Raw genomic sequence first — 13,416 nt, 5'->3', positions numbered from 1 at the left:
GTTTCGGTGCCCTCGTGGCACACCGCCGATCCGGCGCGATCCGGGACCTTCGACGGACCCTCCCTGGGCACATGGCCTGCGCAAGGGCTAGGTTCTACGTGAATGTTCGGAAGAATCGCGTTGATCTGAGCTTGAGAGGGATCCTTCGTGCCCGCTGAGAATGACACCCGACCCACCCTCAGCTACCCCGGTGGCGAGCACACAATGTCTATCGCCAAGGCGACGGAAGGCAACGACGGCATCGAGCTGGGCAAGCTCCTTGCGGAGACCGGGTACACCACCCTTGACCCCGGTTTCGTCAACACCGCCTCCACCACGTCGGCCATCACCTTCATCGACGGGGAGAAGGGCATCCTGCGGTACCGCGGATACCCCATCGAGCAGCTGGCGGAAAAGTCCACGTTCATCGAGGTCAGCTACCTGCTGATCTACGGTGAGCTGCCCACCGCGGAGCAGCTCGAGGTCTTCACCGACAAGATCCGCCGGCACACGCTGCTGCACGAGGATCTCAAGCGCTTCTTCGACGGCTTCCCGCGCAACGCGCACCCGATGCCCGTCGTCTCCAGCGCCGTCAACGCCCTGTCGGCGTACTACCAGGACGCGCTCGATCCCGACGACCCGGAGCAGGTGGAGCTGTCCACCATCCGGCTGATGGCCAAGCTGCCGACCATCGCGGCCTACGCCTACAAGAAGTCCGTCGGTCAGCCGTTCCTGTACCCGGACAACTCGCTGAACCTGGTCGAGAACTTCCTGCGCATGACCTTCGGCTTCCCGGCGGAGCCGTACCAGGTCGATCCCGAGATCGCCCAGGCCCTCGACATGCTGCTGATCCTGCATGCCGACCACGAGCAGAACTGCTCGACCTCCACGGTGCGGCTCGTCGGTTCCTCCGACGCCAACCTGTTCACCTCGATCTCCGGCGGCATCAACGCGCTGTGGGGCCCGCTGCACGGTGGCGCCAACCAGGCCGTGCTCGAGATGCTCAACGAGATCAAGACCAGCGGGGGCGACGTCAAGGAGTTCGTCCGCAAGGTCAAGAACAAGGAAGACGGCGTCAAGCTCATGGGCTTCGGACACCGCGTCTACCGCAACTACGATCCGCGTGCGGCGATCGTGAAGAAGACCGCCGACAGCCTGCTCGCCAAGCTGGGCGGCGACGACGACCTGCTGCACATCGCGCAGGCCCTCGAGGAGGCTGCGCTCACCGACGACTACTTCATCGAGCGCAAGCTGTACCCGAACGTCGACTTCTACACCGGTCTGATCTACCGGGCGATGGGCTTCCCGACCCGCATGTTCACGGTGCTGTTCGCACTCGGCCGCCTGCCGGGCTGGATCGCGCACTGGCGCGAGATGCACTCCGACCCGACGCTGAAGATCGGCCGCCCGCGGCAGATCTACACCGGTTACACCGAGCGCGACTACAACAGCATCGACGCACGCTGACCCGTCCCCTACCGGAAGACCGATACATGAGCAGCAAGCCCGAGATCGAGTTCCAGGAGGGTCCCGCCCCGACCGGCCTGGTCGTCAAGGACCTCACCGTCGGCGAGGGCGCCGAGGCGACGCCCGGAGCCAAGGTCGAGGTCCACTACGTCGGCGTCGAGTTCGACTCCGGCGAGGAGTTCGATTCGTCGTGGAGCCGCGGCGAATCCATCACCTTCCCGCTCAGCGGCCTGATCGCCGGCTGGCAGGAGGGCATCCCCGGCATGCGCGTCGGTGGCCGCCGGCAGCTGACGATCCCGCCGGAGATGGCGTACGGCCCGGCCGGCTCGGGTCACCGTCTCGCCGGCAAGACCCTGGTCTTCGTCATCGATCTGCTCGGGGTGGAGGCCAAGCCCGAGGTGCCGGAGATCGAGCCGGCGACCGGCCCGGCTCCCGCCGAGCTCGTGATCGAGGACATCACCGTCGGGGACGGGCCCGAGGCGCAGCCCGGGTCGGTCGTCGACGTGCACTACCACGGCGTCGAGTACGACACGAACGAGGTGTTCGACTCCTCGTTCGCCCGCGGCGAGTCCGTCAAGTTCCCGCTCGGCCGGCTCATCCCCGGCTGGCAGGAGGGCATCCCCGGCATGAAGATCGGCGGTCGCCGCAAGCTGACGGTGCCCCCGCAGCTCGCCTACGGCCCGGCCGGGTCCGGGCACCCGCTCGGCGGCAAGACCCTGGTCTTCGTCATCGACCTCCTCGGCACCGAGTAGGTCCCGCCCACGGCCGGAGCCCCGCATCGCCTGTCGCGATGCGGGGCTCCGTCGCATGCGGGGGATTCCCGCGGGAGTCAGTGCCGGACGAAGGGGGTGGGGGCGATGTCGCCGCTGTCGAGGAAGTGCCACTGGTCGTCGCTGCGGCAGATCCGCCCGTCGAACCGGGAGCCGTGGTTGCGGAACTCGGTGCGCTGGAAGTTGCCGTTCCTGTCGAAATGCGTGATGGCGCAACCGCGGTCGTGACGGTCGCGGCGGTCGTGGTCGTCGCGGTGGTCCGAGGACGCGGCTGCGGTCCCGGCACCGCCGAGGACCGGCAGGACGATCAGGGCGGCGGTGACGATCAGCTTGCGGCTCTTCGACATTCGGATCTCCTGGGATCGGTGGAGGGGCTGCCTACGATCCTGCGCCCGCCCCGTCCCGCGTCGTAGTGACCCGAGGGGTGGAAAACGTTCACCCCGCCGATCCGGCGAGCCGCACCGTCAGCCGTGCCCCGCCGAGCGGGCTCGCCTCCAGCCGCGCCGCGCCGCCGTGCAGCGCCGCCTGCTGCGCCACCAGCGCCAGCCCCAGCCCGGAGCCGCCCCTGGCGGCGCCGCTGCCCCGGCGGAACCGCTCGAACACCACGCCGCGCTCGTCGGCGGGCACCCCGCGGCCGTCGTCGTCGACGGTGAGCACGGTGTCGGTGCCGTCGGCGGTGACCGCCAGCCGGATCCGGCGGGCGTGGCCGTGCCGCACCGAGTTGGCCACGGCGTTGTCGACGACGAGCCGCAGTCCGCTCGGCAGCGCCCGGATCTCGCGTCCCGTCTCGCCGACCACCTCGATCTGCACGCCGGGATGCCGGCTCATCGCATCGGCGGCCGCGGCGTCACAGATCTCCACCGGGTCGGTGGGCACGAAGTCCCGGGAGGTGGACAGGTCGCCGCGGGCGAGCCGCTCGAGGTCGTCGAGAGTGGACTCGACGCGGCTCTGCGTCCGGGTGAGGTCGGCGAGGATCTGGGTGCGCTCCTCGACGCTCAGGACGTCGCCGGTCGCGTCCAGGGTGGAGAGCACCTCGAGGTCGGTGCGCATGGCGGTCAGCGGGGTCCGCAGCTCGTGGGCGGCGGCAGCCGCGAAGTCCCGCGCCGTGGCGAGGGCGGCGTCGGTGGCGGCCTGGGCGCGGGCGACGTCGCTGAGCATGTCGCCGGCCGCGGCGGCGAGCTCGTCGGCCTCGCGGATGCCGGAGCGCCGCGGCGCGAGCGTCGGTTCGCGGGCCGCGATCCGGCGCGTGAGATCCACCAGGGGACGCACGGCCCGCCCGCCGAACACCCAGCCGAGGGCCGTGGCGACCGCGACGGCGATCGCACCGGCGACGGCGAGCTGACGGTGCTGCTCGGTCGTGATGTCCTGCGCCTCGGCGTAGGGCACGGCGACGGACAGGAGCGAGGGCACCCGGTCGGTCGGCGCGGTGTACGTCCGGTAGGCGGTGCCGCCGAGGTCGACGGTGTGGGCGCCGGGGGAGAGGACCGGCAGTTCGGTCGGGGTGCTGCTGAGCAACCGCCCGGACTCGGTGCGGATGGTGACGGCGAAGGCGCCGGCGTCGCCCAGGGCGGGCAGGAACAGACCGGCGGTGCCGGCGTTGGCGACCAGCACCTGTGTCGCCGTCTCGAGGCGGCGGTCGAGCTGCGCGAGGTTGTTCCGGGTGATCGCCAGCGCGACGAGCACGCCCAGGACCGCGACGACGAGCGTGGTGCCGAGCGCCGTGGCCGCGGCGACCCGTGCACGCAGCGAGAAACGGTGTGTCACGCCTGATCCCGCAACACGAAGCCCACCCCGCGCACGGTGTGCACCAGCCGTGGCCGCCCGCCGGCCTCGAGCTTGCGGCGCAGGTAGCCGACGAACACGTCGACGACGTTGGTGTCTGCGTCGAAGTCGTAGCCCCACACCAGGGTCAGCAGGCGGTCGCGGCTCAGGACGATGCCCGCGTTGCGGGCGAGCACCTCGAGCAGTTCGAACTCGCGCTTGGTCAGCTCCACGTCGCTGCCGTCGATGCGCACCCGGCGGCCCGCGGTGTCGAGTTCGAGCCCGCCGACCCGGACGACGGAGCCGGCGCCGGGAGCGCCCGGCACGCTGCGCCGCAGCATCGCCCGGATCCGCGCGACGAGCTCGGCGAGCACGAACGGCTTCGTCAGGTAGTCGTCGGCGCCGCACTCGAGCCCGGCGATGCGGTCGTCGACGGTGCTGCGCGCGCTGAGCACGCAGATCGGGATGTCGTGACCGCCGGCGCGCAGGGCGGTGACCACGCCGGTGCCGTCGAGGACCGGCATGTTCATGTCGAGCACCATCGCATCGGGGCGGTGCCGGGCGACGACGTCGAGCGCCTGGGTGCCGCTCGCGGCGGTGAGCACGTCGAACCCCGACAGGCGCAGCCCGCGCTGCAGGGAGGCGAGGACGTCCTCGTCGTCGTCGACGACGAGGACGGTGGCTGGCTCGGTCACCCCTGCATTGTGCCCGCGCCGAGCATGCCGAGGACGAGCTCGACGTAGTTGCCCGCGAGCGTGTCGACGTCGATACGGCCCGGCTGGTACCAGCGAGCGACGTCGATGCCGAGGGACAGGATCGCGAGGGCGGTGGTCGGCACGTCGCGGACGGTGAACACCCCGGCCGCGATGCCGTTCTCGATCTCGGCACGGATCACGGCGTCGGTGTCGCGGCGGATCGCGGCGATCGTCCGGTAGTGCTCCGGGGTGAGGGCGTGCAGTTCGTACTGCGCCACCCGGCAGACGGTGTGGTGCACGGCGTGGGTGCGCACGAAGCCGTCCACGATCGCGCGCATCCGGTCGGCCGGCTCGGTGGCGGAGGCGGCCGCGGCGACGACGGCGTCGAGGACGTGCTGGTGCCCGATGCGGCTGGCCTCGAACAGCACCTCCTCCTTGGACTTGAAGTGCACGTACAGTGCGGCCGGGCTCAGGCCTGCGCCGACGGAGATGTCACGGGTGGTGGTGGCGTGGTAGCCGCGACGGGCGAAGGACTCCACGGCCGAGCCGATGAGACGACGCGCGACGTCGGATTCGACCTCGGTGAAGATGCCGGTGAGGTCGTCCCGGTCGGTGATGGGCGTGTCGATCATGCTGGGGTCTCTCCGTCGCCGTGCTGGTCCGTTGACATCATGCACCGTCGTTGCTGTACTAAGTGAGCGCTTAGTGAATCTGTGGCCGCTGAGTGAATCCGTGGCACTGTGAAAGGAACCTCCATGCCCGCTCCCGTCCTGTCCCGGCGTGACCTCGACTTCCTGCTCTACGAGTGGCTGAACGTCGAGTCCCTCACCGCGCGGACGCGGTTCGCCGAGCACTCACGGGAGACGTTCGACGCCGTCCTCGACCTCAGTGCGGACATGGCCACCAAGCACTTCGCGCCGCACAACAAGAAGGCGGATGCCCAGGAGCCGCGGATCGGCGACGACGGCAAGGTCGAGATCATCCCCGAGGTCAAGGCGGCGCTGGAGCTGTTCGCCAAGGCCGGGCTCATCGGGTCCTCGTTCGACGAGGAACTCGGCGGCATGCAGCTGCCGGTCACCGTGCTGCGTGCGGCGATGGCCTGGTTCCAGGCCGCGAACGCCGGCACCTCGTCCTACCCGTTCCTCACCGTCGGCAACGCCAACCTCATCGCCACCCACGGCAGCGAGGAGCAGATCGCCACGTACGTGCCGTCCCTGCTCGAGGGCCGGTTCTTCGGCACCATGTGCCTGTCCGAGCCGCAGGCCGGATCGTCGCTGGCGGACATCACCACCAAGGCCGTGCCGCAGGACGACGGCAGCTACCGGCTCACCGGCACCAAGATGTGGATCTCCGGCGGCGACCACGAGCTGTCCGAGAACATCGTCCATCTCGTGCTGGCGAAGATTCCCGGTGGTCCGGCGGGGGTCAAGGGCATCTCGCTGTTCATCGTCCCGAAGATCCTCGTCGGCGGGGACGGGCAGCTCGGCGAGCGCAACGACGTCGCCCTCGTCGGTCTCAACCACAAGATGGGCAACCGCGGCACCACCAACACGCTGCTGAACTTCGGCGACGGCACCTTCACCCCCGGCGGTCGCGCCGGCGCCGTCGGCTACCTGCTCGGCGAGCCGCACAAGGGCCTGGCGTACATGTTCCACATGATGAACGAGGCCCGCATCGGCGTCGGGTTCCTCGCCACGTCGCTCGGCTACGCCGGCTACCTGCAGTCCCTCGAGTACGCCCGCACCCGCACCCAGGGCCGCCCCCTCGGGGACAAGGACCCGTCGTCGCCGCCCGTGCCGCTGATCGAGCATGCCGACGTGCGCCGGATGCTGCTCGCGCAGAAGGCCTACGTCGAGGGCGCGCTGGCGCTGGGGCTGTACTGCTCGACGCTCGTCGACGAGCAGCAGACCGCCGAGGACGAGGAGGCCCGCACCCGCGCCGGGCTGCTGCTCGACATGCTCACCCCCGTCGCGAAGTCCTGGCCGTCGCAGTGGTGCCTCGAGGCGAACAGCCTGGCGATCCAGGTGCACGGGGGCTACGGCTACACCCGCGAATTCGACGTCGAGCAGTTCTACCGGGACAACCGCCTCAACCCCATTCACGAGGGTACGCACGGCATCCAGGGGCTGGACCTGCTCGGGCGCAAGGTGGTCATGCAGGGCGGGGCGGGGCTGGCGCTGCTCGGCGAGACGATCGGGCGGACCGTCGCGCGGGCCGTCGACGCCGGGGGCGACGCGGCCCGCTACGCCGGGCAGCTGCAGGCGGCGGTGACGCGTGTCGCGGCGACCACCGCACGGCTGTGGTCGACCGGCGATCCCGAGGTGGCGCTGGCGAATTCGTCGGTGTATCTCGAGGCCGTCGGGCATGTGATCGTCTCGTGGATGTGGCTCGAACAGCTCCTCGCGGCCGGGACCCGGGAGGGCGGCTTCTACGACGGCAAGCGTGCCGCCGCCCGATACTTCTTCGCGTTCGAACTGCCGAAGACGGGTCCGCAGTTCGACCTGCTCGACAGCCTGGACCGGACCACGCTCGACACCGATCCCGCCTGGCTCTAGGCGGCTGCGCCGCCGGTGTGTCCTTTGGGCGGTCAGGGCCGCCCAAAGGACACACCGGACGCGAAGCGGCACACCGTGACGCCGCTGTCGAAGGTCTTCGTCTCGAGCCGGGTGAAGCGGTGCGGCTCGAACCCGCGGCGGAACAACGGGATTCCGTCGCCGACGACGATCGGGTTCACCTTCAGCACCAGTTCGTCGATCTCGGGCAACAGCGCCCCGGCGAGCGAGCCCCCGCCGCACAGCCAGATTCCCAGTCCCTCCTGGCGTTTGAGGTCGCGCACGTACTCGAGCGGATCGGTGGCCACGAGCGTGACCGTCTCGTCCGGCGCCTGGGTCATCGTCGTGGTGAACACGTACTGTCGCAGGTGCGGGTACGCGCTCGTCAGCCCGGCGGCGCGGGCGGGCTCCCACGTGCGCCGGCCCATCACGACGGCGTCGAAGTGCTTCGGTGGTCCCTCGATTCCGAGGGGTCCGCGGGCGTGGACCGGAAACGTCTCCGGAAACTCCCGCAGGAGGTATCCCATGTGGTCGCCCTCGACCGGGAAGAAGTCGAATCCGCCGGCCGGGTCGGCGACGAAGCCGTCGAGCGTGGTCGCGACGTAGTAGGTCAGTTTTCGCACGAAGGGCTCCTCGGATCGTCGACTACAACACCTGTGGTGGTCAAACTACAACAGGTGTTGTAGTCGATGCTAGAGTTTTTTCATGGCAGCGAATCCGGAGCGCCGAGCACAGCTCGCGGATGCCGGCCTGCGCGTGCTCGGCGCGGACGGCGCCCGCAAGCTGACCCACCGCGCCGTCGACCGGGAGGCAGGAGTGCCCCTGGGCACCTGCGCGAACTACTTTCCGACGCGGGACGAACTGCTCGGCGCCCTCGGTGCGCGCATCTTCGAGCGGCTCGCCCCCGACCCGGACCGGCTCGAGGCGCTCGCCGGCCGGACCCCGAGCGTCGACCTCTACATCGACTACATGCGATACCTCGTCGAGCGCACCACCGCCCAGCCGGACCTGACCGTCGCCCTGATGGAACTGCGCCTCGAGTCCCGCAGAAGCCCGGGACTCGCCGAGGTGCTCGGCGCGACGCTCTCCCGCAACTATCGGCTCGACGTCGAATTCAACGACGCCGCACAGTTACCCGCCACCGCGCTCGAGGTCGCCCTGCTGCACTACGCGGTCGACGGGCTGCTGCTGGACCTGCTCACCACCTCGATCGGTGCCGACGCCACACCCGACGAACTCGTCACCGAACTCGTCACCCGCCTGCTCGGCCGGGCGGGCACCGGCCCGCTCAGCTCGCCGCGCGGTCCGCGAGCAGAGTGAGCGCGTGAAAGACCGTTTCGGCCAGCACGTCCTCGGGCTCCCCCGGGAAGAACTTCTCCTCGGCGTGCGTCGGCCCGCGCCCGGCCACGGCGAACCACACCGTGCCCGGCTCCTGCCCGTCCTGGCTGTCCGGGCCGCCCGCCCCGGTCACCGCCACCGCGAGGTCGGCGCCGAGCAGTTCGACCGTCGACTCGGCCATGGCGCGCGCCGCCGCCTCGCAGACCACCGGGCCCTCCGGCACCCGCAGCAGCGAGTGCTTCACGGCCCGGGAATAGGCGACGATGCCGCCCCGGAACCACCCTGCGCTGCCCGGCGCGGCGCCCAGCCGGGCGGCCAGGGCGCCGGAGGTGAGCGACTCCGCGCACGCGACGGTCAGATCGCGGTCGGCGGCGAGCTCGCCGATCCGCTCGGCCGTCGCGCTGGACCGTGCGGATCCTTCGGGAACGTCGTCGGGCATGGGGAACTCCTTCCGCCGGATGCTGTCCGGACTCTACCGGCCGGCGTGTCGCCGCCGGCGGCAACGGGTAGCCCGCAACCATGAACCCCGAAACCTCCGGCGCGGCGCCGGGCGACGGCGTCACCATGGGCGTGGAGGAGGAATTCCTCCTCGTCGACCCGGCGACGGGTCACCCCGCGCCGGGGTTCGACGCGGTGTGCGGCCGGCTTCCGGGGGTACCCGGGGTGACGTTCGTCGGCGAACTGCACCCGACCCAGATCGAGGCCGTGGGCGGGGTGTGCCGGACCCTCGCGGAGCTGCGGACCCGGCTGACCTCGTCCCGCTCCGCGCTCGACGCCGCAGCCCGCCGATGCGGGCTGCGGTTCGCCGCCGTCGGGGTCCCCGAGTCCGACGCCGGACCCGGCACCCTCGTCGCGGCGGGTCGGCGGGCCGCCATCGCCGAGCGGTACCGCGCGCTGGTCGACGACTACCACGCCTGCGGCTGCCACGTGCACGTCGGCGTCGCCGACCGCGACACCGCGGCAGCCGTGGTGAACCATCTGACCCCGTGGCTGCCCACGCTCGTCGCGCTCGGCGCCAACTCCCCGCGGCACGGCGGCCGCGACACGGGCTACGCGAGCTGGCGCATCGTGCAGCAGAGCCGGTTTCCCGGCTTCGGTCTGCCCCCGTACCTGCGTTCGGCGCAGCACGCCGCCGCTCTCGTCGCCCGCCTGGTCGACGCCGGGGTGCTGCTCGACTCCCGGATGACGTTCTGGCTCGCCCGGCCGTCGGTCCACGTGCCGACGGTGGAGATCCGCGCGGCCGACACCGCCCCAACGGTCGACGGCACGGTCCTGCAGGCGGCCCTGGGCCGGGGCCTGGTCGGCGCCGCTCTCGGCGATCTGCGCCGTGGCGTCGAGGTGCGGCCGGTCGAGCCGGACCTCGGTGCGGCGGCGGTGTGGAGCGCCGCCCGGTACGGTCTCGACGGCCCGGCGGTGGACGTGCACACCGGCACCCGGATCCCGGCCCGGGACATGCTCGCCCGCCTGCTGGACCGCGTCGCGCCGACGCTGCGGGCGCACGGCGATCTCGACGTGGTGCAGAAGCTCCTGGCGGGGCCCCACCCCGTCACCGCTCCCCGCGTATCCACCGGGTGAGGACCGTGCCGTCGTCGTCGGCGAGGACGTGGGCGGGCCGCATCGACGTCACCGCCGTCTGCGGGGCGGTGGCGATGCGTCCCTCCGGACCTGCGGCGAGCAGCGGCGCCAGCGTGAGGCACAGGTCGTCGACCACGCCGTCGGCGATCAGCTGACCGAACAGCCGCGGCCCGCCCTCGCACAGCGCGCGGGTCCAGCCCGCCGCGGCCAGCGCGTCGCGCACCGCGTGCCCGTCGATCGAATGCTCGGCGATCACCCGCACGTCCGCGCCGGCGGCGGCGAGAGAGCGACGACGGGTCCCGGGCGCGGTCTCGCACGTGAGGACGACCGGCGCGACGGTGGTGTCGGTGAACAACCGGCACCCGGGGTCCAGGTGGCATGTGGCGGTGACGACCGCGACGGGCGGCACCTCGCTCAGGCCCGCCTCGAGGCGCCGCTCCCGCAGCGCCGCGCTGGTGCGGGCACCGCCGTAGTTCTCGCCGCGTGCCGTGCCCGCGCCCACGACGATCACGTCGGCCAGGCCCCGCAGCAGCCCGAACACCTTCTTGTCCGACGGTGTGCCGAGCCCACCCGAGCGGCCCTCCACGGCGACGGCCCCGTCGAGGGAGGAGACGAAGTTGACCCGGATCCACGGCGACCGCAGATCGGCCGGATACGCGTAGAGGGCCCGCAGTTCGTCGTCGTCGAGCGGACGGGCCGGGCAGGTCGGATCGTCGAGGCGCCGCATCGCTCGATCACACCACGCGTCGCGGCGCCGTGGGGAATCAGGGCGCGTGCCCGGCGTCGAGGTCACGGACGTCGCCGTGCCGGATCACGTCGTTCAGTTCGCCGTGGCACTCCCCGCCGTCCGGGTCGAGCAGGAATCCGACGTGGTCGCCCAGCGCGGCCCGGCCGACGACGCGTCCGATGAACCACGCCGGGACGCCGTCGAGGACGGGCAGGCCGTGCGGGCCGTCGTGCCACGCGCATCGCGAGAACTTGTCCACCTCGTCGCCCGTCTCGCCGCCGAACAGGCGCGCCAGGGGGAGCTGGTCCCGTCCCAGTACGTGGACGACGAGATGCTCGGCGGCGGTGGCCACCCGGAAGGTGCGGTTCGAGGTGGACAACCCCACCAGGAACCGGGGCGGGTCGATGCTGGCCTGGGTGGCGAACCCCACCAGGCACCCGGTGCGCTCCTCGAGGACCCGGGTGGTGACGACGAACACCGGTTGATCCAGGCGGCCGACGATCGAATGGAACACCTTGTGTGCACTCGTCATGCCTTCATTCCTACGCCGCCCGGCCTCCTGTTCCGGCCGGTTGCGGCGTTTGGTCCCCACCGTGTACGGGTAATCGCGGCAACATGACGGCCAAACACGGCGACCCCGACGTGGCGGAGGACTTCCCGCGACCGGACGATTCTCGCAAACCCGACTCGCCGACCGACCTGACGAAACCGTCGTGGAAGTTCGTGCTGCGCAAGACCGCTCGCGAGTTCAGCCATGATCAGTGCACCGACCTCGCCGCCGCGCTGACGTACTACGCCGTGCTGTCCCTGTTTCCGGCGCTGCTCGTCGTCGTGTCCCTGCTCGGCGTGTTCGGCCAGGGCCAGAGCACCGTGGACGCGGTGATGCAGATCGTCGAGGATCTCGGCCCGGCCACCGCCGTGGACACGCTCCGCGGCCCGGTCGAACAACTCGTGCAGGCGCCGGCGGCCGGGTTCGCGCTCGTCGTCGGTATCGCCGGTGCGCTGTGGTCGGCGTCGGGTTACGTCGGCGCGTTCGGCCGCGCCATGAACCGCATCTACGAGGTCGACGAGGGACGCCCCATCTGGAAGCTGCGGCCGTGGATGCTGCTCATCACCGCCCTCGCGCTGATCGCGATGGGCGCGACGGCCCTCATGCTCGTCGTGAGCGGTCCCGTGGCCCGGGCGATGGGGGACGTGATCGGGCTCGGCGAGACTGCGGTGACGGTCTGGAACATCGCGAAGTGGCCCGTGATCCTGATCCTGGTGATCATGATCGTCGCCGTGCTGTACTACGCGACGCCGAACGTGACGCAGCCGAAGTTCCGCTGGATCAGTGCGGGTGCCGCCATCGCGATCCTCGCGTGGATCGTGGCGTCGGTCGCGTTCGCGTTCTACGTCTCCAACTTCGGCAGTTACAACGAGACCTACGGCTCCCTCGCCGGCGCGATCGTGTTTCTCCTGTGGTTGTGGATCACCAACCTCGCGCTGCTGTTCGGCGCGGAGTTCGACGCCGAGCTCGAGCGTGGACGTCAGCTGCAGGCCGGCATCGAGGCGGAGGAGACGCTGCAGCTGCCGCCGCGGGACACCCGCAACATCGAGAAGAACGAGGAGAAGCGGCAAGAGGACATCGACCGCGGCCGTGAACTCCGCCTTGCGCACACCGCGTCGGCCCGCGAGGGCGCCGACGACGATGCGGAGGGCGACAGATCGGACCGAGACGTCGCACCACACCGAAAGGACTCGACGATGACCGCGTCCCCCGGCGGCACGCACAGTGCCACGGACCCCAGCGAACTGTCCACCGCGCAACTGATCGAGCGGCTCACCACCCAGGTGCCGACCCTGGTGCGCACCGAGGTCACCCACGCCCTCGACGAGGTGAAGGCCAAGGGCACCCGGATGGGCGTCGGCGTCGGCATCGCCGGTGCCGGGCTGATGCTGATCTACCTCGGCGTCGGCGCCCTCATCGCGACCGCGATCCTGGGGCTCGCCACCGTGCTCTCCCCGTGGCTGGCCGCGCTGATCGTCTCGTTGATCGTCCTGGCTGTCGGCGGCACCCTGGCCGCCGTCGGCAGGTCGCGGGCCAAGAACTCGGCCCCACCGGTACCCAGCGAGACGGCGGAGAGTATCCGCAAGGACGTGAACACCGTGAAGGAGCATGTGCGATGACCGGTCCCGACCCCGCACGCAACACCGAGGCCGCCGACGCGGTGCCCAGCGTCGAGCAGCAACGCGCCGAGCTCGCCGAGACGGTGGAGGCCCTCGCCCACAAGGTCGACGTCCCGGCCCGCGCGAAGTCGGCCGCCCAGGAGAAGGTGCACGAAGTCCAGGTGAAAGCGCAGGAACGTCCCCAGATCGTCGCGGCCGTCGTCGGCGGCATCGTCGCGGCCCTCGTCGTGGGCCGGGTGGCGCGCCGCCGCGGCAAGCGCAACGGCAAGCGCAAGGTGGTGCGCCGCCGCCGCAAGCACTGAGCGGGAGGTCTCCTTATCGAGAGGGAGGTTGTTGCGGCATCGCCCGAAAGGGCTCCGCAACAACCTCCCTCTCGACGTTGC

At 71.0% G+C, this 13,416-nt stretch carries 15 protein-coding genes and 1 pseudogene; 8 read left to right on the top strand and 8 right to left on the bottom strand.

What is annotated here, in order from left to right:
- Window positions 1-147 precede the first annotated feature (147 nt).
- The 3 genes and pseudogenes from OCS65_RS22770 (at window position 148) to OCS65_RS22760 (ending at window position 2,198) form a co-directional block, all read left to right on the top strand.
- Window positions 148-1,446: a citrate synthase gene (locus tag OCS65_RS22770; protein ID WP_084648665.1), complete on the top strand. Its 1,299-nt coding sequence runs from the start codon at window positions 148-150 to the stop codon at window positions 1,444-1,446.
- Window positions 1,447-1,472: 26 nt separating this feature from the next.
- A pseudogene (locus OCS65_RS22765) lies at window positions 1,473-1,823 on the top strand (FKBP-type peptidyl-prolyl cis-trans isomerase); the annotation flags it as partial.
- A 21-nt stretch (window positions 1,824-1,844) separates the two neighbouring features.
- The gene (locus OCS65_RS22760) at window positions 1,845-2,198 is read left to right on the top strand and encodes an FKBP-type peptidyl-prolyl cis-trans isomerase (protein ID WP_373566478.1); all 354 of its coding nucleotides are present in this window, start codon (window positions 1,845-1,847) and stop codon (window positions 2,196-2,198) included.
- Between the two features lie 77 nt (window positions 2,199-2,275).
- Here the strand turns inward: OCS65_RS22760 and OCS65_RS22755 are convergent, their stop codons facing one another.
- From OCS65_RS22755 to OCS65_RS22740, 4 genes are all read right to left on the bottom strand, one after another.
- A complete protein-coding gene (locus OCS65_RS22755; RefSeq protein ID WP_065922932.1) occupies window positions 2,276-2,563 on the bottom strand; it encodes a hypothetical protein in 288 nt (95 codons plus the stop codon).
- 88 nt (window positions 2,564-2,651) lie between these two features.
- Window positions 2,652-3,980, bottom strand: a complete 1,329-nt coding sequence (locus OCS65_RS22750) for a sensor histidine kinase (protein ID WP_065922931.1) — start codon at window positions 3,978-3,980, stop codon at window positions 2,652-2,654.
- Entirely contained in the window at window positions 3,977-4,672 is a 696-nt protein-coding gene (locus OCS65_RS22745) for a response regulator transcription factor (RefSeq protein WP_006936087.1), read from the bottom strand. Before OCS65_RS22745 ends, OCS65_RS22750 begins: the two co-directional genes overlap by 4 nt.
- Window positions 4,669-5,304, bottom strand: coding sequence for a TetR/AcrR family transcriptional regulator (locus OCS65_RS22740; protein WP_006936086.1), 636 nt, complete (start codon window positions 5,302-5,304; stop codon window positions 4,669-4,671). The genes OCS65_RS22745 and OCS65_RS22740 overlap by 4 nt, the downstream gene beginning before the upstream one ends.
- Before the next feature lie 123 nt (window positions 5,305-5,427).
- On the opposite strand from OCS65_RS22740, the gene OCS65_RS22735 reads away from it, so the two are divergent.
- Window positions 5,428-7,227 carry an acyl-CoA dehydrogenase gene (locus tag OCS65_RS22735; RefSeq protein WP_065922930.1) on the top strand — a complete coding sequence of 600 codons (1,800 nt, stop codon included), beginning with the start codon at window positions 5,428-5,430 and terminating at the stop codon, window positions 7,225-7,227.
- A gap of 32 nt (window positions 7,228-7,259) precedes the next feature.
- Here OCS65_RS22735 and OCS65_RS22730 read toward each other — a convergent pair whose 3' ends face one another.
- Window positions 7,260-7,847, bottom strand: a complete 588-nt coding sequence (locus tag OCS65_RS22730; RefSeq protein ID WP_065922929.1) for a dihydrofolate reductase family protein — start codon at window positions 7,845-7,847, stop codon at window positions 7,260-7,262.
- Between the two features lie 82 nt (window positions 7,848-7,929).
- On the opposite strand from OCS65_RS22730, the gene OCS65_RS22725 reads away from it, so the two are divergent.
- Window positions 7,930-8,544, top strand: a complete 615-nt coding sequence (locus OCS65_RS22725; RefSeq protein WP_029541848.1) for a TetR/AcrR family transcriptional regulator — start codon at window positions 7,930-7,932, stop codon at window positions 8,542-8,544.
- On the opposite strand, the gene OCS65_RS22720 is transcribed toward OCS65_RS22725, so the two are convergent.
- Window positions 8,513-9,001: a CinA family protein gene (locus tag OCS65_RS22720; RefSeq protein ID WP_006936080.1), complete on the bottom strand. Its 489-nt coding sequence runs from the start codon at window positions 8,999-9,001 to the stop codon at window positions 8,513-8,515. The two genes, OCS65_RS22725 and OCS65_RS22720, sit on opposite strands and share 32 nt — an antisense overlap.
- An 80-nt stretch (window positions 9,002-9,081) precedes the next feature.
- Between OCS65_RS22720 and OCS65_RS22715 the strand changes: the two genes are divergently transcribed.
- Window positions 9,082-10,137, top strand: coding sequence for a carboxylate-amine ligase (locus OCS65_RS22715; protein ID WP_065922928.1), 1,056 nt, complete (start codon window positions 9,082-9,084; stop codon window positions 10,135-10,137).
- On the opposite strand, the gene OCS65_RS22710 is transcribed toward OCS65_RS22715, so the two are convergent.
- Window positions 10,109-10,864, bottom strand: a complete 756-nt coding sequence (locus tag OCS65_RS22710) for a pyrimidine reductase family protein (RefSeq protein WP_006936076.1) — start codon at window positions 10,862-10,864, stop codon at window positions 10,109-10,111. The two genes, OCS65_RS22715 and OCS65_RS22710, sit on opposite strands and share 29 nt — an antisense overlap.
- Window positions 10,865-10,901: 37 nt before the next feature.
- Window positions 10,902-11,396, bottom strand: coding sequence for a flavin reductase family protein (locus OCS65_RS22705; RefSeq protein ID WP_006936074.1), 495 nt, complete (start codon window positions 11,394-11,396; stop codon window positions 10,902-10,904).
- An 83-nt stretch (window positions 11,397-11,479) separates the two neighbouring features.
- Here OCS65_RS22705 and OCS65_RS22700 point away from each other — a divergent pair, with 83 nt between their 5' ends.
- Both OCS65_RS22700 and OCS65_RS22695 read left to right on the top strand, forming a co-directional pair.
- Window positions 11,480-13,033 (top strand): YhjD/YihY/BrkB family envelope integrity protein, encoded by a 1,554-nt coding sequence (locus OCS65_RS22700; protein WP_006936072.1) that lies wholly within the window; start codon window positions 11,480-11,482, stop codon window positions 13,031-13,033.
- Window positions 13,030-13,335, top strand: coding sequence for a DUF3618 domain-containing protein (locus OCS65_RS22695; protein WP_006936071.1), 306 nt, complete (start codon window positions 13,030-13,032; stop codon window positions 13,333-13,335). The genes OCS65_RS22700 and OCS65_RS22695 overlap by 4 nt, the downstream gene beginning before the upstream one ends.
- Window positions 13,336-13,416 lie beyond the last annotated feature (81 nt).

It is taken from the genome of Rhodococcus aetherivorans, from assembly GCF_025722975.1.
In the GTDB taxonomy this organism is placed as follows: domain Bacteria; phylum Actinomycetota; class Actinomycetes; order Mycobacteriales; family Mycobacteriaceae; genus Rhodococcus; species Rhodococcus aetherivorans.
Note: the sequence above shows the minus strand (reverse complement) of the source record. Positions and strands in the feature narration are given on the sequence as shown.